This is a genomic window from Rhizobium esperanzae, from assembly GCF_002204185.1.
Classification (GTDB): domain Bacteria; phylum Pseudomonadota; class Alphaproteobacteria; order Rhizobiales; family Rhizobiaceae; genus Rhizobium; species Rhizobium esperanzae.
This window is the reverse complement of sequence record NZ_MXPU01000008.1, coordinates 225,734-245,642: the sequence shown is the minus strand read 5'-3', so window position 1 is coordinate 245,642 and position 19,909 is coordinate 225,734. Positions and strand designations below refer to the sequence as shown.

Annotated in this window: 18 protein-coding genes; 10 read left to right on the top strand and 8 right to left on the bottom strand. The window is 59.5% G+C overall.

Features of this window, described 5'->3' with window-relative positions; genetic code table 11:
• On the bottom strand, positions 1–295 hold a 295-nt coding region (locus B5E41_RS14835), incomplete at its 3' end, for an SPFH domain-containing protein (RefSeq protein WP_245303093.1).
• A 29-nt stretch (positions 296–324) separates the two neighbouring features.
• A complete protein-coding gene (locus B5E41_RS14830; RefSeq protein ID WP_088394737.1) occupies positions 325–1,728 on the bottom strand; it encodes an NfeD family protein in 1,404 nt (467 codons plus the stop codon).
• Positions 1,729–2,090: 362 nt separating this feature from the next.
• On the opposite strand from B5E41_RS14830, the gene B5E41_RS14825 reads away from it, so the two are divergent.
• Entirely contained in the window at positions 2,091–4,310 is a 2,220-nt protein-coding gene (locus tag B5E41_RS14825) for an EAL domain-containing protein (RefSeq protein ID WP_088394735.1), read from the top strand.
• Positions 4,311–4,352: 42 nt separating this feature from the next.
• Here B5E41_RS14825 and B5E41_RS14820 read toward each other — a convergent pair whose 3' ends face one another.
• The 5 genes from B5E41_RS14820 to B5E41_RS14800 are packed head-to-tail and all read right to left on the bottom strand — an operon-like array spanning position 4,353 to position 9,713.
• Entirely contained in the window at positions 4,353–5,339 is a 987-nt protein-coding gene (locus tag B5E41_RS14820; protein WP_088394733.1) for an ABC transporter ATP-binding protein, read from the bottom strand.
• Entirely contained in the window at positions 5,336–6,307 is a 972-nt protein-coding gene (locus tag B5E41_RS14815) for an ABC transporter ATP-binding protein (protein WP_088394731.1), read from the bottom strand. The genes B5E41_RS14820 and B5E41_RS14815 overlap by 4 nt, the downstream gene beginning before the upstream one ends.
• Complete coding sequence (locus B5E41_RS14810; protein WP_088394729.1) at positions 6,307–7,224, bottom strand: ABC transporter permease; 918 nt, start codon at positions 7,222–7,224, stop codon at positions 6,307–6,309. Before B5E41_RS14810 ends, B5E41_RS14815 begins: the two co-directional genes overlap by 1 nt.
• On the bottom strand, positions 7,221–8,141 hold the full coding sequence (locus tag B5E41_RS14805; protein WP_088394727.1) for an ABC transporter permease: 921 nt from the start codon (positions 8,139–8,141) through the stop codon (positions 7,221–7,223). Before B5E41_RS14805 ends, B5E41_RS14810 begins: the two co-directional genes overlap by 4 nt.
• Positions 8,142–8,195: 54 nt before the next feature.
• Positions 8,196–9,713 (bottom strand): ABC transporter substrate-binding protein, encoded by a 1,518-nt coding sequence (locus B5E41_RS14800; protein ID WP_088394725.1) that lies wholly within the window; start codon positions 9,711–9,713, stop codon positions 8,196–8,198.
• Positions 9,714–9,907: 194 nt separating this feature from the next.
• Between B5E41_RS14800 and B5E41_RS14795 the strand changes: the two genes are divergently transcribed.
• The gene (locus B5E41_RS14795) at positions 9,908–10,693 is read left to right on the top strand and encodes an IclR family transcriptional regulator (RefSeq protein WP_088394766.1); all 786 of its coding nucleotides are present in this window, start codon (positions 9,908–9,910) and stop codon (positions 10,691–10,693) included.
• A gap of 72 nt (positions 10,694–10,765) precedes the next feature.
• The gene (locus B5E41_RS14790; protein WP_088394723.1) at positions 10,766–11,488 is read left to right on the top strand and encodes an RraA family protein; all 723 of its coding nucleotides are present in this window, start codon (positions 10,766–10,768) and stop codon (positions 11,486–11,488) included.
• A 30-nt stretch (positions 11,489–11,518) separates the two neighbouring features.
• Here B5E41_RS14790 and B5E41_RS14785 read toward each other — a convergent pair whose 3' ends face one another.
• Positions 11,519–12,811, bottom strand: coding sequence for a mechanosensitive ion channel family protein (locus B5E41_RS14785; protein ID WP_088394721.1), 1,293 nt, complete (start codon positions 12,809–12,811; stop codon positions 11,519–11,521).
• Positions 12,812–13,266: 455 nt separating this feature from the next.
• Between B5E41_RS14785 and ugpB the strand changes: the two genes are divergently transcribed.
• The 7 genes from ugpB to B5E41_RS14750 all read left to right on the top strand — a co-directional run bounded on the left by ugpB (position 13,267) and on the right by B5E41_RS14750 (position 19,846).
• Positions 13,267–14,589: a sn-glycerol-3-phosphate ABC transporter substrate-binding protein UgpB gene (gene ugpB, locus B5E41_RS14780; protein WP_088394719.1), complete on the top strand. Its 1,323-nt coding sequence runs from the start codon at positions 13,267–13,269 to the stop codon at positions 14,587–14,589.
• A 58-nt stretch (positions 14,590–14,647) separates the two neighbouring features.
• Entirely contained in the window at positions 14,648–15,532 is an 885-nt protein-coding gene (gene ugpA / locus B5E41_RS14775) for a sn-glycerol-3-phosphate ABC transporter permease UgpA (protein ID WP_085861216.1), read from the top strand.
• A gap of 12 nt (positions 15,533–15,544) precedes the next feature.
• Positions 15,545–16,393 carry a sn-glycerol-3-phosphate ABC transporter permease UgpE gene (ugpE, locus tag B5E41_RS14770; RefSeq protein WP_088394717.1) on the top strand — a complete coding sequence of 283 codons (849 nt, stop codon included), beginning with the start codon at positions 15,545–15,547 and terminating at the stop codon, positions 16,391–16,393.
• 1 nt (position 16,394) lies between these two features.
• Complete coding sequence (locus B5E41_RS14765) at positions 16,395–17,441, top strand: sn-glycerol-3-phosphate import ATP-binding protein UgpC (protein ID WP_088394715.1); 1,047 nt, start codon at positions 16,395–16,397, stop codon at positions 17,439–17,441.
• Between the two features lie 66 nt (positions 17,442–17,507).
• A complete protein-coding gene (locus B5E41_RS14760) occupies positions 17,508–18,257 on the top strand; it encodes a glycerophosphoryl diester phosphodiesterase (protein ID WP_088394713.1) in 750 nt (249 codons plus the stop codon).
• Between the two features lie 9 nt (positions 18,258–18,266).
• The gene (locus tag B5E41_RS14755) at positions 18,267–19,049 is read left to right on the top strand and encodes a DeoR/GlpR family DNA-binding transcription regulator (RefSeq protein WP_088394711.1); all 783 of its coding nucleotides are present in this window, start codon (positions 18,267–18,269) and stop codon (positions 19,047–19,049) included.
• Positions 19,046–19,846, top strand: a complete 801-nt coding sequence (locus B5E41_RS14750) for an HAD family hydrolase (protein ID WP_088394709.1) — start codon at positions 19,046–19,048, stop codon at positions 19,844–19,846. Before B5E41_RS14755 ends, B5E41_RS14750 begins: the two co-directional genes overlap by 4 nt.
• Positions 19,847–19,909 lie beyond the last annotated feature (63 nt).

Here is a 19,909-nt window from a genome sequence, read left to right as displayed (position 1 = left end):
CAGGGTCAATAACCCTGAAATAGATCACCGCGCTGACACGAACCGAGACATTGTCATGGGAGATGACGTCCTGGCTGGGGACATCGAGTACGCGCGTGCGCAAGTCGACTCGGATCATCTGCTGGACATAGGTGATGAGCAGAATCAGGCCGGGTCCCTTGACTCCGGTAAAGCGGCCAAGTGTGAACACGACGCCGCGTTCATATTCCCTCAGGATATTAACCGCCGATGCGAGGATGGCGACCGCAATGACAATGATCACCAAATAGAAGGCAAGATCTGCAAACATATCCATGGCTTCTCCTCCTGCGTTCTTGCGTGCCGCTAGGTGTTCTTAGGACGGCTGGTGACCTCGAGCGCCAGCCCGTTGCGGCCGGTCACCCTGACAGGGTCACCGGCGACAAGGGGTTCGGCGGAAACGGCCTTCCAGCGTTCGCCATGCGCGATGACGTACCCCGTGAGCCCCGTCCAACTCTCAACTTTACCGGAAATACCGATCATCTCCTCTGCACCGGTGGCAACCGGCCGAAAGCGCGAGGTGAATGCCAGGCGAGCAACGACAAGGCTGAAGGCGAGAGTCGCAACTGCAATTGCGCCCAGCAGGGGGCGCGACACCTCCAGGCCGGGTATATCGGTATCAAACAAGATGGTTGCTCCCAGGATCACGGCTACCCCGCCGCCAATGCCAAATGCGCCGAAACTTGGCGAATGCGCCTCAGCCACAGTCAATCCTACGCCGAGCAAAATAAGCCCAAGGCCGGCAAAACTCACCGGCAGCAATGCCAGGGCATAGAGACCGAGGAGGAGGCAGATGCCGCCGATCGTGCCAGGAAGCATTGTCCCGGGTGCGAGAAATTCGAAGATCAGGCCATAGATACCAACCATCATCAGGATGATTGCGATGTTCGGATCGGTAATGACGGAAAGCAGGCGCGTGCGCCAGTCCGGCTCGAATTCCTGCACGGCCAAACCGGCGGTATCGAGCCGGACCTCCGTTTGACCGACCCGCACCATGCGGCCCTGCGCCTTTGCAAGGAGATCGTTGACATCAGCAGCGATGAAATCGATGGCTTGTTCGCGCACTGCCGCTGTGGATGAAAGGCTCGCAGCTTCGCGGACAGCACGCTCTGCCCAGTCGGCGTTGCGATTGCGCAATTCCGCAAGCCCACGGATGTAAGCGACTGCGTCGTTAACGGCTTTTGCTTCATGGGCATTGCCTGGAGCTTCCGGTTGCTTGCCACTAGGTTCGCTCGGTTTCTTTTCGGGTTCCTCATCACCGCCAAAAGGCTTTACGCCGAGCGCGATTGGTGTGGCAGCACCCAAATTGGTCCCAGGGGCCATTGCCGCGATGTGGCTTGCGTAGAGAATATAGGTGCCGGCGCTGGCAGCCCGTGCCCCGCTTGGCGCGACGAAACTCGCGACAGGCACCGGCGAGGCAAGGATCGCGCGGATGATTTCCCGCATGGAGGTGTCAAGACCGCCTGGTGTATCCATTTGCAGGACGATCAAGACCGCTTCACGTTCGCCAGCACGCTGAATGCCTCGTACCACGTAGTCAGCTATAGCAGGTCCAATGGCGCCATTCACCTTGAGGACGACAGTCGCGCGGTCAGACGCCGACGGTATGCCGAAGCCCCAAGCTGAAAGCATCAAAAACAACAAAGTGAAGATTGGCGGTTGCCATCGCCAACACCTCAATCCCCGCTTGCCAATCGGCGGAACGTACATAGTATTTAATGTATGTCGGAATTTACAAAGAAAAAGACGGAGGCATCAAAGGCTCATGTTCAAGCCGTCTTAGGCGCTCGTAAAGGCGAAGTCGGCTAAGCGCGTTACACGGATGCGAGCCGCGTGGCCTATGTTTTTTGAAGGTCGCTGGCGGCCAATCAGATACTTCAGGATCTTATCACCAGACGAGAATATCTCGTTCGGCAGGACGCCTTACGACCAAAACTATATGTCAACAGATTCAATATTTGGCAACCAGATTATGCAATTCTATAGAGCGTCAGCGGCTAGTTCTTCCGCTTCTACGACCCATGAAGGGTTTCACTCCGCGTCATCAAGCGCTGCGAGGAGCCCAAGGTCGCATGTCACTTTCAGAAGATGAGAGATTGAATCTCCTCCACCAGGCCAGCATTCTCGATACGCCGCCGACGGAAGAGTTCGATGCTATCGTGCGGCTGGCTTGCAGTGTGTTCGACATGCCGATGGCGTTGGTTTCGTTCGTCGACGGTGATCGGCAGTGGTTCAAGGCCGAGCACGGTCTCTTTTTGAAAGAGACGCCGCGCGAGCATTCCTTCTGCAGCCATATCGTACAAACGAAGTCACCGCTGGTCGTCGAAAACGCCGACAAGGATTCTCGCTTTTCCGGAAACACCTTCGTTAGGGAGCGTTCGGTCCGGTTCTATGCGGGAGTGCCGCTTTCGGAAGGGGAGACCTGCTATGGCAGCTTCTGCGTCCTCGACACGAAGAACCGCCGCTTCGGCGATCGGGATCTTGAACAGCTTCGCAGTTTGGCACGCGTGGTCGTCGGCCTGATCCGGGAACATCGTCAGCAAAGCCTATTGAGAGAGCAGCAACGCGAATTGGAACTGAAGCAGGCTCGCTTCGAGCAGACTGAACGCTCAGCCAAGGTCGGCGGCTTCGAGATGGATCTCAGCACCGGCACGATCATCTGGTCGGACCAGATTTACCGCACCGTCGGATTGCCGGTCGGCAAACGCATGACCTCCGAGGAGGTGATCGGCTGCTATGCTCCCGAAGAGCGTGAAAGCGTCAGACGCAGGATTGGCGATGTCCTCAATGGCTCCGGGGCCGGAATCGACAGGGAATATCGCATCGTAACGCCGGAAGGCGAGGAACGCTGGGTTCGCGTGGTTAGCGATATCGAACGCTTGAACGGCGAGCCCAGTCGTTTGTTCGGCATCGTTCAGGATGTTTCCGAAAAAGTGCGCTATGAGCAACGTTTGCTCCAGGCGGCCAATGTCGATCCTCTGACCGGACTTGCCAACCGGGCAGCCTACAATGCTCATATGGAGCGGCTCACAGCGGCCGACGTTCCTTCCATCGGCTTGCTGCTGATCGACGTCGACCGCCTGAAGCAAGTGAACGATATCCTTGGCCATGCGGCAGGTGACCTGCTGCTGAAAGGCGTGGCCTCACGTCTGGATGAACGCTTGGGAAAGCGAGGAAAGGTCTTTCGCCTTGGCGGCGATGAGTTCTCCGTTGTCCTGGACGCGCCCGCAAGCGTACGCCGCATGGGTTCGCTCGCGCGCCACCTGATCGAATATATCGGTCGCCCGCTGCAGGTTGCGGGACCGACGATAAATCCGACGATAACTGTGGGTGGGGCAATTTCGGAGGGCATGATGGATGCCGCAACGCTTTCGCAGAACGCGGATTTCGCCCTCTATCATGCCAAAGAAACGCGGCGCGGCAGCTATGTACACTACGAGCCGAGCCTGCGTTCGAGGATCGCGCGACGCATTCAGATCGTGCGGGAGGTGGAAGCGGCTCTTACCGAACATCGGATGGTGCCACACTATCAGCCGATCGTTGGTTGTGCCGACGGTCAGGTCTGGGCGTTTGAAGCGCTTGTGCGAATGCAGCGTCCGGATGGTTCAATCGTGTCGGCGGCGCAATTTCACGAGGCGTTCACAGATTCAAGCGTTACCCACCACATTACGACCCGCATGCTTGAACGGGTCGCGGTCGACATTCGAAGCTGGATCGACCGCGGGCTGGAATTCGGGCGGGTCGGTCTCAATATAAGCGCCTCCGATTTCATGAGGGGCGACTTGGAAACCCGGATCGTTGCCGCCTTTGCGTCAAGAGGCATTCCGCTGGACAAGCTTGTGCTGGAGGTGACGGAAACGGTCTTCCTGCAGGGCCTGGAAGATACCGTTGCGACAACCCTGCAACGTTTGCGCAAAAAAGGCCTGACAGTGGCGCTCGATGACTTCGGGACAGGCTATGCATCGCTGACGCATCTGCGAAGCCTGCCGGTCGATATCATCAAGATCGACAAGAGCTTTATCGACACGATGCTCGTGGATGAATCGAGCCTCGCAATCGTTGAACTGGTGCTCAATCTGGCGCGGAAGCTTGATATGAAAGTCACGGCGGAAGGCGTAGAGAGCCATCGGCAGGCGATGTGTTTGCTGGAAATGGGCTGCAACACGCTGCAGGGTTATTTGTTCGCCAAACCTATGGGCCGCGAACGTGTTGGCGAATACCTGCGTGCACGGAAAACCGGCGTGACGGAGAACGCCGACCGACCGCAGGAGGAACCGCGTCTCCTCGGATAGCAGGGGCGAGGTGTTCGCCGCGATCAGCCGCTCCGACAAGGCTCAGGCGGCGGCCGTGGAAAGATCCGGATCGGCGTGGTGGCAGGCGGTCAGCAGTCCGGCAGCTGCCGTCCTGTTCTTCAAGGCCGGCTCCTGTTCGGCGCAGATCGATGTCGCCTTCCAGCAGCGTGTTCGAAAACGGCATCCGCTCGGCGGATCGACCGGGCTTGGCAGGTCGCCTTTCAGGACGATGCGCCTGCGGTGTCCGCGAAGCCGCGGATCCGGTGTCGGCACGGCCGACATCAGGGCTTGGGTGTAGGGATGGGCCGGCGCACTGAAGATCGAGTGTTTCGGTCCTGTTTCAATGATCTTGCCGAGATACATAACCATCACCCGGTCCGAGACATGCCGCACGACGGCCAGATCATGGGCGACGAAGAGCATCGCCAGATTGCGCTCGCGCCTCAGCCTGGCGAGCAGGTTGACGACCTGCGCCTGGACCGACACATCGAGGGCCGAGACCGGCTCGTCGCAGACGAGGAGTGTCGGATCAAGCGTCAGAGCGCGCGCAATGCCGAGCCGCTGACGTTGGCCGCCTGAAAATTCCGATGGATAGCGTTCCGCATGTTCGGCGCGCAATCCGACGGATTCGAGCAGCCTGATCGTCTCCTCCCGCCACCGGGACTTCGGCAGCACACCGGGATGCAGCGCCCAGGGTTCGGCGATCAGTCGGTCGACCCGCAGGCGCGGATTGAGCGACTGGTAGGGGTCCTGGAAGACAACCTGCATCTTTCGGCGCAAATCATGCAATTGGCGGCCGCCTGCCTCAGTGATCTCGACGCCGTCGAGCCGGACGCTGCCGCTCGTTGCCGGCCCGAGCTTCAGGAGCGTACGCACCAGCGAAGTCTTGCCGCATCCGCTTTCGCCGACGAGGCCGAGTGTTTCACCGTGAGCGATGTCGAAGCTGACATCGTCGACGGCGCGCACGGCTGTTGCGCCACTGCCGAAGTGCCGGGAGAGGTTTTGCACTTTGAGAAGAGGTTCGGTCATGCTGGCAGTACCGGGAAGTGGCAGGCGGCCTGGCGGCCTGGACCCACGGTTTCAAGGTGAGGCGCGAGCTCGGCGCAGACAGCCGCGGCGCGCGGACAGCGCGTTCGGAACGCACAGCCGGAAGGCAGGGCGACAGGATTGGGGGCAGAGCCGGGGATCGGGACCAGTTCGTCCTCGTCGGTGTCGATGCGCGGCTGCGAGGCAAGCAGTCCGACGCTGTAAGGATGCCGGGCATCGTCGAAGAGTTCGAAGACGCTCGCGGTTTCGACGATGCGGCCGGCATACATGACCGCGACACGGTCTGCGAGCTCGGCCACCACGCCAAGATCGTGGGTGATGAAAATCATGCCGGCATTGCTGCGTTCGCGGATGGTGCGGAGCAGATCGACCACCTGTGCCTGGATCGTCACATCGAGCGCCGTCGTCGGCTCGTCGGCGATGATGATGTCCGGTTCGAGCGCCACCGCCATCGCGATCATGATGCGCTGGCGCATGCCGCCGGAAAATTCGTGCGGATATTGCCGGGCGCGACGTTCAGGGTCGGGAATGCCGATCGCCGTCAGGAGGTCGATCACCGCATTTTCCATACCACCTTCCGGGTTGCGCCCGTGGATGCGGAACATCTCGGCGATCTGCCAGCCGACCGGATAGACCGGATTGAGCGAGGCCAGCGCGTCCTGAAAGATGAGAGCGATCCGGTTGCCGCAGAGATCACGCCGTTCGTTGCGCGGAAGCTGCAGCAACTCGGTTCCCTCGAAGCGGATCGATCCGCGGTCGATCGCACCGGGCGGGTTGGGAACGAGGTCCATGATGGCCGAGGCGGTCACCGACTTTCCGGAGCCGCTCTCTCCCAGCAGCGCCAGAACCTCGCCGCGCTCGAGCGAAAAGGAAACGCCGTTGAGGGCGAGGATGCGGCCGGCAGCCGTGTCGAAGCTGACCTGAAGATCCTTGACGTCGAGAAGGGCCATCAGCGCCTCCGGCTCACAAGCCGCCAGTGCTGCGACGGATCGTTGACGATCCGGAACCAGTTGGCGAGAAGGTTGAAAGACATGGTGGTGAACATGACGGCGAGGCCGGGGAAGAAGCTGAGCCACCAGGCAGACGACAGGTAGCCCTGGCCCTGTGCGACCATCAGCCCCCAGCTGACCGAAGGCGGCTGGATGCCGAGCCCCAGATAGCTGAGCCCGGATTCGAACAGCATGACCATGGCGAGATTGACGGAGGCGAGCGTCAGCATTGTCGGCGCGACGCTCGGGACAATGTGCGTGCGCAGGATCCAGACAGGCCCGCCGCCGAAGACGCGCGCCGCATCGACGAAGAGCCTCTCGCGGACCTCCAGCGTTTCGGCTCGTGCAACGCGGATATAGGCCGGCATGCGGGTCACGGCGAGCACGATGACAAGATTGCTGACGCTCGGGCCGAACAGATAGAGGCCGAACAGGGCCACCAGCAGCGTCGGGAAGCCGAGGATGATGTCGCAGATCCGCATGATGAGGCTGCCGACGATGCCGCCGAAATAACCGGCGATCACGCCGAGCAGCGTCCCGCCGGTGAGGCTCGTCAATACGGTGACGAGGGCGATGCCGATGGTTGTCGACGCGGCCTCGATGAGGCGGACGAGGAGCGGGCGCCCGAGCGCATCGGCGCCCAGCCACAAGGTCCAGGATTGCCTGAAGCCGAAGGGTGGCAGGTTGCGCGCCTTGAGCGAGATGCGGTGTTCGCCGAGGAGGGAAAGGCTGTCAGCGGCAATGGCAAGGACGACGATCAGCAGCCAGACGGTGGCCCCGACCGCCATCGGGTCACCCGTGAGCGCCCGCATGAGCCAGGCGATGCGCCGGCCGCGGCGCTCTGGCGCAGGGAGGAACTCGGCGGATGTGTCGCTCATTCGACCCTCACGCGCGGATCGATCGAGGCATAGAGCATGTCGACCAGGATGTTGATGAAGAAGATGACGACGGCGACGGCAAAGATCGATGCCTGAACGATGGCGAAATCGCGTTTCAGGATGCCGTCGATCAGAAGTTTGCCGATGCCCGGAAAGCCGAAGACCACTTCGACGACGCCGCCGCCGCCGGCGAACTGGGCGGCGAGGTCGCCCGTCACCGTGACCGCCGGAAGGAGAGCGGTGCGCAGTGCATGCACGAAGGTCACGCGCCCGTCGCGGGCACCCTTGGCGCGCGCCGTCCGGACAAATGTCGCGTTCAACGCTTCGATCATCGAACCGCGGACGATCTGCACCAGCGTTCCGAAAGGTCGGGCAAACAGGCAGGCGACCGGCAACACCCAATAGACGGGACCGCCGAAGCCCGATGTCGGCAGAATTCGGAAGGTGACCGCGAACAGAAGCACGCCCATCAGGCCGAGCCAGAAATCGGGCACGCTGGCGGCCGCCTGAGACAGGACGTTGACGCCCTGGTCGATCCAGCCACCGGCGTTCACCGCCGCGATCGACCCGACGACGATCGCTGCCGCAAAGGCCAGTGCCAACGCGATGGCGCCGAGCGCCAACGTGTTCGGCAGCGCTTCCAGCACCACGTCCATGGCCGGGCGATTGTGCCAGAGAGACGTCCCGAAATCGAGGCGGAGCATATCCCAGGCCCAGTCGAAGAACTGGGCGACAAGCGAACGATCGAGCCCGAGACGGACGCGCATGGCTTCGCGCGCCGCAGCCGAGGCGTCGACGGGCAGATAGAGATTGACGGGATCACCCGTCAGCCGCACGAGGAAGAAAGCCGACGTCATCAGGGCAGCAAGCGCGAGCGCCGCGAAGGCCGCACGTCTCAGGAAATAGGTCAGCGACATCCGCTCTCCTCAGGCAACAGACGTTAGGCTCGGTCAGCGGTAGCTGATCGCCGATCAGTGATAGCTGATCGATTTCAGCTTGATCTCGTTGCCGGCCTGCACATCGGGGGTGTAGTTCACGTCCTTTGCGACGCGGGCGATCGAGACCATATGGAAGAGCGGCGCGATATTGACCGCATCGACGGCGATGTATCGGAACGCCTCCTGGAACAGCTTCTTGCGCTCGTCGCCGGTTGCCTTCGACCCATCGGCAATCAGTTTGTCGAGCTTGGCGTCTGCGATTGTCGACTGATTGCCGTCGGTGGTGAAGCGGTTGGGCAGGGTGAACACCGCATCCCCCTCGGCATTGTCGATTTGCGTCTGCAGGATGGACGGCTGGCGTTCCTTGTCCCACGGCTTCAGGAGCCGTTTCAGCCATGGGCTGGTCTCGAGCATTTCAAGCCGCGCGTTGAAACCAGCCTCCGCAAGCATCGCCTGAATGGCCTCCAGGCTTTCCGACGAGTTGGGATATATGCCGATGCGACCGTAGATGACGATCTCCTTGTCGACCGGCACGCCATCGGCCTTGGCCGCAGCAAGCAGCGACTTCGCCTTTTCCGGATCATAGGTCCAGAGGGGAATGTCGGGATTGAAGCCGAACACCGAAGGCGGCACGACCTGCATTGCCTTCTGGGCGTCCTCATGGAAAATGGTTCCGACGAGGCCGTCCCGGTCGATCGCGAGATTGAGCGCTTCACGCACGCGTTTGTCATCGAGCGGCGGCACCTGGGCATCGATCCTCAGCAGCGACGTTTCAGCGTTCGGAAAGGCCTGATCCTGTTTACTCGTGCCGTCCTGCGGCGCGATTTCGTAAGCGATCTGCGCCTCGCCGGTCTCCACCATTGCCGCACGAACGGCGGATTCGGCACGCCAGATGATCGTCGCGTTTTTGACCGCCGGCTTATCGCCCCAATAGCCGTCATAGGCCGTCAGCGTGACGGACTGGCCTGGCGTCCATGCTTCCAGCTTGTAAGGCCCCGTTCCGGCCGGGCTGCGCGTCTTGCCGTCGTGCGGGGTCGCCGGCGAACCGATGTCGACGGCAGACATCTTGTTCGGCAGGATCGGCTCGACGACGTCGGTTTTGATGAGGACGGTCGTCGGGTCGACGACCACCGCATTGAGCTTGACGCCCTTCAAGGTGGCCAGTCCGACTTCACAGGCCAGTGCCGGGTCTTGAGCACGCTTGACGGCGGCGACGACTGCGTTGGAATCGAACAGCTTGCCGTCATGGAACGTCACGCCCTCGCGCAGCTTGAACTCCCAGGTCAGGTCGTCGACCTGTCGCCAGCTGGTGGCAAGGCTTGGAACGACCGATCCGTCTGCCGGGCTGAGGTTGACCAGTGCTTCGGTGATATTGTTGTGCAGGATGCGGGAGTTTCCCGAAAGATCGGTGTCGCAGGGATCCAGCGACTTCGGCTCGTCCGTCACCACAACCGTCAGCTTGTCCCCGGCGGCGTAGATGGGCATTCCGATACCCGCCGCCAGGGAGATCGCAAGCCCGATGCGTAATGCGTGAATATTCCTTGTCGTCATGAAATCCTCCTCCCGTTCCACGCCGGCATGCGCTTCGTGGCAGCCGTTCGGCTACGCAGGAGCTCTTTGGCGCTCTATCGACTTTACTTCCTCCCGCAAGCGCGTAGTGTCAAATACGACACTTGCGGTGGACAAGATGGTTGTCGACGCCGGGCAAGTCAAGAAGATTAATTCTGCAATGGAATATGAAGTTCATGATTGAACCGAAGCATGGTTCTCCGGTGGTGGAAAAGACGGCGCATCTGCTTGAGGCGGTGGCCGATGCGAAAACGGGCATCTCGCTTGGCGCTTTGGTCGATCAGTTGCGCGTGCCCCGTTCGACGGTCTATCGCATTTTGAACTCGCTGACCGCGCACGGCCTGGTCGCGCGGGTCAATGGCGGAGCCTCCTACGAGCTCGGGCCGAAATTCGTCGAGCTTGCCCGGCGGATCTCGCCCGGTGCCGATCGGGTGACGCTGATTGAGGCGGCAAGGCCAATCCTGGCGGCGGCGGCGGAGCGGATCATGGAATCCTTCAAGCTGGCCGTGCCCGAGGGACGTGAGATGATGACGATATTTGCCGCTTCGAGTCCCGGCGATTACGCTTTGTTTATCAAGGTCGGTGGGCGCTCGCGCAAGCACGTCGGAGCCGCAGGCAAGCTTGCTCTGGCCTATTCGGACTATAGTGAAACCGAAGCCTACTGCGCCGGCGGGCTGGAGGCCAAGACGCCCTATACGATCAACGATCCGGAGGCGCTGAAAGAGGCGCTGGTGGAAATTCGCCGCAATGGATATGCTGAAGACAATCAGGAATCCAATCTCGGCTTGCGCGCCTTCGCCGCGCCGGTATTCGATGATCAAGGTCGTCTGATCGCCACCGTCAGCGTGCCGTTCATTGGAGAGGCAACACCGGATCGGGCTCGGTCGATCCGGCGCGAGGTCCTGGAGGCGGCTGCTACGCTGATGAAAACCATCAATGGGCTCCATCCATTGTCCAAATAAGAAACTGTAAATCCACTATTGAACAATCACTTTGATGTGGTAGATCTTTTGCCGAACAAGGGGAGGGATCTTATGACCGCTTTGGACCCATCGGTTTATGCCAAACTTTTGCAGACGAATTCGGCGAGTCTCAGCAGTTTGCTGCTGAAGCGGGGGCTGAGGAACACCGCTGTTCGTGGCGTGCGGCCGCTTGCGGCGGCCGAAAAACCAATGATCGGTCCGGCCGTCACCGTCCGTTATATTCCGGCCCGCGAGGATATCGACGGTTCGACCTATAGTTCCGATCCGTCCAACCAGCAGCGCAAGGCGATCGACACGATACCGGAGGGCCACGTCCTCGTGTTCGACTGCCGCTCGATGGCCGAGATCGCCGGCATTGGCGCGGTACTGGCTCGTCGCCTTATCTATCGCGGCTGCGCCGGTCTCGTGCTCGATGGAGGCGTTCGCGACACTGCCGATATCGCCCAGCTCGGGCTTCCCACCTATTGCCTCGGGCCGGCAGCGCCCGCCAATCTGGTTGCCCATCACGCATCGGATATGAACCAGCCGATTGCCTGCGGCGGCGTTGCGGTCTACCCGGACGACATCGTGTTCGGAGACAGCGAAGCCGTCGTCATCATTCCTCGCGAATATGTGAGCGAAATCGCCGATGAGGCCGTCGCGATGGAGGAGCAGGAAGAGTTCCTCAAGCTGGAGATCGAATCCGGTAAATCGACACTCGGCGTCTATCCCCCTAATAAAGAGACGCTCGAGCGGTTTGAAGCGTGGCGCAAGGCTCGTGTCGAAGCCGTCTGAAGTGCTTGCAAGGGTCAATTCCGGCCGAAATCACTCCGGTTGTTTGATCTCTATAGGGCTTTTCATGATGATTTCATGATGCGGAAACGGGATAGAGATGCCAGCTTTCTTGAAGGCATCCCACAGCGCCATCAGGACTTGTCCACGAACATTCGTCAGCCCGTTCGCTGGATCCGAGATCCAGAAGCGAAGCCGAAAGTCGAGGGACGAAGCGCCAAAGGCGGTCAGCCAGCAGACGGGTGGCTTATATTGGTTTGCGACCCGGGGCACGGTCGATGCTGTCGCAATGGCGATTTTAACGACCTGATGCGGATCGCTGTTATAGGACGTCCCGAAGTCAACGTCGATTCGTACATAATCACTGGAGAACGACCAGTTGACGACCTGCTGCGATATGAAGTCTTCATTTGGAATGAGGTACTCCTTGCCATCTCGGGTGATGACGGAAACAAACCGCGAGCGCAGGTCACGGATCGATCCGAACGTGTCGCCAAGGGTGATCGTGTCACCCGGCTTGATCGACTTGTCGATCAAGATGATTATGCCGGATATGAAGTTCGATACGACTTTTTGAAGGCCGAAGCCTATTCCGACGCCGACTGCGCCTGAGAAAATGGTCAGCGCCGTCAGGTCGACCCCGGTCGCCGACAAAGCGATGGCTCCAGCGATTATGATCAGGCTGATTTTGATGCATTTGCTGATCAACACCTTGATGGAAGGCGACAAGTCGGCCGACCGCTGAACCCAGTGGGAAAGCATATTGCCAACGAGGATGGCCAACCAGATCAAGGCGATCGCCAGCACGAGGGCTTTGAGCACAAGCAGAAGCGAGAGTCTCACCGCACCTAAATTAATCGCGAGCCCGTCAAGAGCAGATAGAACCGGGCCGTCAAGCCCGACCGCATAAAGAGCGATATAGCTCCAGCTGCCGATCGCAACGGCGCGTGACAGCGTTGGGTTGCGGATGATTTTGGTCAGGACGGAGATGAGGAACCATGCCGCTGCCAGCGTCAGAGCCGTGGACACAAGCCAGCGTTGTGAAGGCCATGCGCTCTTGCTCAGCAAGACATTGGCGAGCCACAACCAACCGACAAGGAAAAGCCACATCATCCGGCGCATAGGAGCAATGATGACCCGAAGAAGGTCTGGATTACCCTTGATCAGGCGCGCCTTTGCCTCCATCGCAGGCTCTGTGCGTGACGCAAGTAAGGAGGCAAAACCCAAGCCCGCCACGATGATCGCAAGCTGAAAGAACGTCCATTCGTTCAGAATGAATGTCGTTAGCCACTGCTCGGCGATCTCGGTCATCTGCCTGATATTCATGATGATGATCCGACGAATGTCAGCTAGAGAAAGCTAGCGCACGAGTTTAGTTCATTTGGAAGAAACAATCATCAGCATTCCATTGTGCGAAAACAGGTCGATGACGCGGGTATCGACCTCGCGCCCGCGCAGCCGTGCGCGCCCATCTTTCGCTGAGCTTCACGCCGAGGATGGAACGGTGCTGCGGCAAAGTCTGCGTTCCCGCTAAGAAATGGTATTTCTGCCGGCAACTGACACAAGACGTTCATTTGAACACTGTATCGAGCATCCGAGCGGCTGATGGGGAAGTCCATGCGAGCCAATCACGCTTGTGGAGCAAGAGGCCCGTGCGGCCTTCGGTTTACGAGCGCTTCAAATGTTCATTTGAACATTCCGTTGTTGCAAAGTGAAACTCGGCTGCTACCATCCACGCGTCTGGAGCGGGAGGCTGCGGACCGAGAGAAGTGGGAGAGATTATGAACAAGATCGCTTTTTTCCTGTCCGCAGGATTGACCAGCCTGTCCTTGTCCGTTCCGGCGATGGCCGCCACGAAGATCCAGTGGTGGCACGCGATGGGTGGCGAGAACGGCGCGAAGCTGGAGCAAATTGCCAAGGGCTTCAACGCGTCTCAATCCGACTATGAAATCGTGCCGGTTTACAAGGGCACCTACGACGAGACGCTGACGGGCGCCATCGCTGCGTTCCGCGCCAACCAACAGCCGGCCATCGTGCAGGTCTATGAAGTCGGCACCGGCACCATGATGGCAGCGCAGGGCGCGGTCTATCCGGTGTATCAGTTGATGAAGGACCAAGGCGAGCCCTGGGACCAGAACAAGTTCATTGCGCCGGTGGTCGGCTACTACTCCGACACCAGCGGCAACGTGTTATCGCTGCCCTTCAATTCGTCGACGCCGATCATGTATTACAATAAGGATGTCTTCAAGAAAGCCGGGCTCGATCCGGAGACGCCACCAAAGACATGGGCCGAGGTGGAGGCCTTCTCGCGCACGATCATCAAGTCGGGCGCCGCCAAATGCGGCTTCACCAGTGCCTGGATCTCCTGGATTCAGACGGAAAATCTCAACGCCTTGCACGACAAGCCTTATTCCACCAAGGCCAACGGGTTCGGCGGCCTGGATGCGGAGTTCACCTTCAACAATGATCTGACGATCCGCCATTGGGGGAACCTGAAGAAGTGGCAGGACGAAGGGCTCTTCAAATTCGGCGGGCCGGTCGGCGGTGATAACGCGCCTCCGATGTTCTATTCGCAGGAATGCGCGATGTACATGAACTCGTCCGCTGGCCGGGCGGGCGTCATCAACAATGCCAAAGCCTTCAAGGTCGGTTTTGCGCCACTTCCCTACTATGACGACGTCATCAAGCAGCCGCTCAACTCGATCATCGGCGGCGCCACACTCTGGACGCTGAAGGGGCGCCCGGAAGAAGAATATAAGGGTGTGGCAAAATTCTATACCTATCTGCAGAAGCCGGAAGTTCAGGCCGACTGGCATCAGTTCTCGGGCTATCTGCCGATCACCGAGGCTGCCTACAAGCTGAGCCAGGAGCAGGGATATTACGAAAAGAACCCCGGTGCAGATGTCGGCATCAAGCAGCTGACGCGGGTGACGCCGACCGAAAATTCCAAAGGCATCCGGTTCGGCAATTACGTTCAGGTCCGCGGCATCATCGATGACGAATTCGCGGCATTGCTCGGCGGCAAGAAGACCGCAAAGGAAGCACTCGATTCCGTTGTCGCGCGCGGCAACGAACAGCTTCGCGATTTCGAATCCGCCAACTAAGGGCTCGGGGCAGGGCCCGCCTAGCCGGCCCTGCCTCTCCATCATTCTGTGAGGGCCCATGCAAACGAAACGAACCGTCTTTCCCAATAGGATTTTGCCGTATCTGCTTATTGCTCCCCAGCTTCTGATAACCGTCGTCTTCTTTCTTTGGCCGGCCGCAACCGCCTTCTGGCAATCGTTCCTTCGCCAGGATGCGTTCGGTTTCAAAACGAACTTCGTCTGGTTCCAGAATTATCGCCGGCTGTTTGCCGACCCACTCTATATGGACGCCTTTGGCCACACACTGGTCTTCGCCGTTTCGGTGACGATCTTGTCGACGACGATTGCACTCACTCTGGCCGCCGCGGCCATGCGTGTGCTGCGGACGTCCCGCATCTATTCGACCTTGCTGATCTGGCCTTACGCCGTCGCGCCTGCGATCGCCGGCATACTCTGGTGGTTCATGTTCAATCCCTCGATCGGCATCGTTGCCTATATGCTTCGCAGCATGGGGATCAGCTGGAACCATCTGATCAACCCGGATAACGCGATGGTCCTGATCGTGATCGCCGCCACCTGGAAACAAATTTCCTATAACTTTCTGTTTTTCCTGGCCGCGCTGCAATCCGTGCCGCGCTCGCTCCAGGAAGCCGGTGCCATCGATGGCGCCGGGCCGGTGAAGCGCTTCTGGACGATCGTCTTCCCGTTGATCTCGCCGACAACCTTCTATCTGGTCGTCATCAACATCGTTTACGCCATGTTCGACACTTTCGGCATCGTTCATGCGACGACGCAAGGCGGACCGGCACGCGCCACGGAAATCCTCGTCTACAAGGTTTATTTCGACGGTTTCATCGGCCTCAACCTGGGCTCCTCGGCGGCGCAGTCGGTCATACTCATGATCATCGTTGTTGCTCTTACCGCGGTCCAGTTCCGCTTCATCGAACGCCGCGTGCAATATTGAGGAGCGTCAAAGGTGGTTGAAAATCGTCCTTTCCTGAATTTCCTGGCTCACATCGTCCTTATCCTCGGCGTCACGATCGTGATCTTCCCGGTCTATATCGCCTTTATCGCATCGAGCCACGGCCCCAACGACTTCCTGTCCGGTGTCGTGCCGCTGGCGCCGGGACCGCACATCCTCGAGAATTATTCGACCATGCTATCATCGGGAATGACGAGTTCCGGCGCGCCGCCGATCGGGCCGATGCTCATCAATTCTTTGATCATGGCCGTCGGTGTTGCAGTTGGAAAGATTGCCATTTCCATCCTTTCTGCCTTCGCCATCGTCTATTTCCGATTTCCCTTTCGCACGCTCGCCTTCTGGATGATCTTCATCACTCTGATGCTGCCGGTCGAGGTGCGCATCGTGCCGACCTATAAGGTGGTCGCAGACCTCGGAATGCTGAACAATTATGGCGGGCTCATTATTCCGCTGATCGCGTCGGCGACGGCCACCTTCCTGTTTCGACAGTTTTTCCTCACCGTGCCCGACGAGCTGATGGAGGCTGCGCGCGTCGACGGGGCGGGGCCGATGAAATTCTTCCGCGATATCCTGTTGCCGTTGTCGGTGACCAATATCGCAGCCTTGTTCATTATCCTGTTCGTGCTCGGCTGGAACCAGTATCTGTGGCCGCTCATCGTTACGACCGACCAGAGCCTCTACACTGTCGTCATGGGTATCCAGCGCATGGCCGCGGTCGCGGACGCCGAGCCGCGCTGGAACCTCGTCATGGCGGCGGTCATTCTGGCCGCCTTGCCGCCCGTCCTCGTCATCGTCGCCATGCAACGCCTTTTCGTCAAAGGCCTGGTCGAAACGGAGAAATGAAATGGCCCCGATCAATATTGTCGACGTCAAGAAAAACTATGGTTCGGTTCCTGCTGTCAAAGGCATCAACCTGGCTGTCGAAGACGGCGAATTCATTGTGCTCGTCGGCCCTTCCGGTTGCGGCAAGTCAACCTTGCTGCGCATGATCGCCGGGTTGGAGTCGATCACCGACGGCCGGGTCGAGATTGGTGGCCGCAACGTCAACAAGGCGGAACCGGCCGAACGCGATATCGCCATGGTCTTCCAGAATTATGCGCTTTATCCGCATATGACGGTGCGCGGAAACCTTGAATATGGATTGAAGAATCGGGGTACGGCGCGAGCGGAAATCGATCGCCGCGTCAAAGAAGCGGCCGACATCCTCGAAATCGGGCCAATGCTCCATCGCAAGCCGCGTGAATTGTCGGGAGGACAGCGCCAGCGCGTCGCGATGGGACGGGCCATCGTGCGCGAACCGGCGGCGTTTCTTTTCGACGAGCCCCTCTCCAATCTCGATGCCAAGCTGCGTGTGCAGATGCGGGTTGAAATACGCCGGCTGCAACGCCGCCTGAAGACCACCAGCATCTACGTGACCCATGACCAGCTCGAAGCGATGACGCTTGCCGACAGGCTCGTCGTCATGAATGGCGGACTGGTCGAACAAGTGGGAACGCCGGTCGAAGTCTACGACCGTCCGGCAAGTTTGTTCGTTGCCGGTTTCATCGGCTCCCCGCCGATGAATCTCGTGCCGATTGAGATGTTCCATGCGACCGAGTCGGGGGGAACTCTCGCTTTGCCAGAAGGAACGGATACGGTCGGGCTTCGGCCGGATGCATTGCTGGTTGAAAAGCCTGCCGAGCCTTCTATTCGCCTGAACGCGATCGTCGAATTGCTCGAGCCGATCGGCGGCGAAAGCCACCTGCATGTTAGGTTGGGCGAGGGCCAGCAGACGATTGTCCTGACCGTTCCAGGGCGGCCGGACTTTGCCGAGTCCGCCAGAATCGATGTCTTTGCCCGCATCGATCAGATGCACCCCTTCAACAGCAGGACCGGCAGACGCACGGACTGAGATGCGGCCATGGGCCAGGGCCATCCAGCAAGTCCGGCCGCGAGAAACGACGAAAGAGATGAGTCAATGAAGGAATCAGAGCGAAGCTTCGGACCCTCCCGCAGCGAGGTTCAGGCACATCGAGGCGCATCGGCCATCGCGCCGGAAAACACGATCGCCGCTTTCCGCGCGGCCGCCGAGCAGGGAGCCGAATGGGTCGAGCTCGATGTCGCGCTTCTGGGTGACGGAACGGCCGTCGTCATTCATGACATGTCGGTCGACCGTTGCTCCTCATCGACGGGCAATCTCGGCGACTTCATTGCAGCCGATCTCGAGACGATCGATGCAGGCGCCTGGTTCGATCCTCGCTTCAGGGGCGAGCCCTTGCCGACTCTTGCCGCGGCCGTGTCCGCCTTGGGGGAACTGGGTCTAAATGCCAATGTCGAGATCAAGCAGCATCCGCATCACAAATCTCTCGAGCAGTTGGTGAAGACCGTTGACGAACATCTGAGGGCGCGCGCGCCGCAGACCAAGATCATGATATCGAGCTTCGACGCGGCGGCGCTCAGGCGCATGCACGAAATCGATCCGAGTTACGAGCTTGCCATGTTGTGGAGTCAACTGCCGGATGACTGGAGCGATTGTCTTAAATCAATTCCCGCAGGAACGGTTCATCTTGGTTACAAGTCTCTCAGCATCGGTTTCCTTGAGGAGGCGGCGCACCGGGGAATCAAGGTGCGGGCTTGGACCTGCAACGACCCGAAGCTGCTCGCATCTTTTTGGCCTGCCGGCTTGACCGGTGTGATAACAGACGACCCGAGTGTCTATCTCTCATAGGAAATAGTGATGGGGCAGCGGGTCATATCGAGCCGACAACGCGAAATACTTGCGCTGATCGAAACGGAGGGCGTCCAATATATCGATGATCTGGCGCGCCGGTACGATCTGACGACCCAGACGATCCGCCGTGATATCAATGCCCTGTGTGATCTCGGGCACGCCCGCCGCTTTCACGGCGGTGTCGACGTGCCGGTCGAAGGCAGCAATATTTCGCTGAACGCCCGTGCCCAACTGAACCGTCGGGCCAAGCGGCTGATCGCAAAGCGGGTCGCCGCCGACATAGGCCCGGATGCGACGGTATTCCTGGGGATCGGCAGTACGGTTCAATTCGTGGCAGAGGCGTTGCGCGATCACCAGGGGCTGACCGTTATCACCAATAATATCCATGTCGCTCTCACTCTTTGCGAATCGCCGAGTGTCGAGGTCCATCTCACCGGCGGTCTGCTGCGCCATGACGACCGCGACGTGGTGGGTAGCGATGTGATCAAGTTCGTGGAAAAATTCTATGCGACCTATGCAGTCGTTGGTGCCGGTGCCCTGAGCCCGGTGAACGGCCTGATGGACTTCAGCTATAGCGAGGCGCAGATCACCAATGCGCTTCTGGAGAATTCGCAAACACGTCTTTTGGCCGCAGACGTCAGCAAATGGACCCGCCACGCGGCGGTGCGCGTAGCGCCTTTCAATAAAATCACCCGCTTTTACACGGACCGGCCGCCGCCTGATCCGTCGGTCGCTGCTGTGCTGGCCGAGAGCAGCATGGAGGTGGTCACCTGCGAGGACATGACATGACGTTCGTAGATCTGGCACCCTCTGCGCAGGAACTGCGGCACGTGCGTTATCTCTTCACCGATATCGACGATACGCTGACGACGGAAGGCAAGCTTCTGCCGTCTACCTATGAGGCCCTTTGGGAGCTCAGCCGGGCCGGCATCGCCATCGTGCCGGTCACGGGTGGTTCTGCCGGCTGGTGCGAACACATCGTCCGTGCCTGGCCGGTTGCCGCGGTCATCGGCGAAAGCGGCGCTTATGCCGTCATGCGCCGCAATGGTGAGGTTGTTTTCGAATACTGGGAGAACGGCGCACTGCAGGGCGAGCGTCAACGCCAGCATCTTGGTGCCATCGAAAAGCTGATCTCGGAAAAAGGCGGCACCTTCAAGATCGCTCACGACCAGGTGTTCCGCCTGGCTGACGTGGCAATCGACATTCAGAATCATGATACCCGCGAGGTCGAAGATCTGGCATCCGATATCAGGGCAATCGGCGGCACCGTCGCCATCAGTTCCATCCACATCAACACCTGGATAGGCGTTTATGACAAACGCGCCATGAGCGAACGCCTCCTGACCGGCATGTTCGAGGTCGACCCCGCTGAATTGCCCTCCGTCACGGCGTTCGTCGGCGATTCTCGAAACGATTCGCCAATGTTCGGTTTCATCCGAAATTCTTTCGGCGTCGGCAATATCCTTCCTGTTCTTCCGTATTTGCAGCATGCGCCGAGGTGGATTTCCTCCCAGCCTGCAGGACTTGGTTTTGCCGATATTGCCTCGACCATTCTGAATGCCAGGACAGAATGTACCGATAACTAGGGGTGCAATCTGAAATTGTAGAATGTGGCGTAAGACGCATTATGGAACTCTCGACAGCTGCGC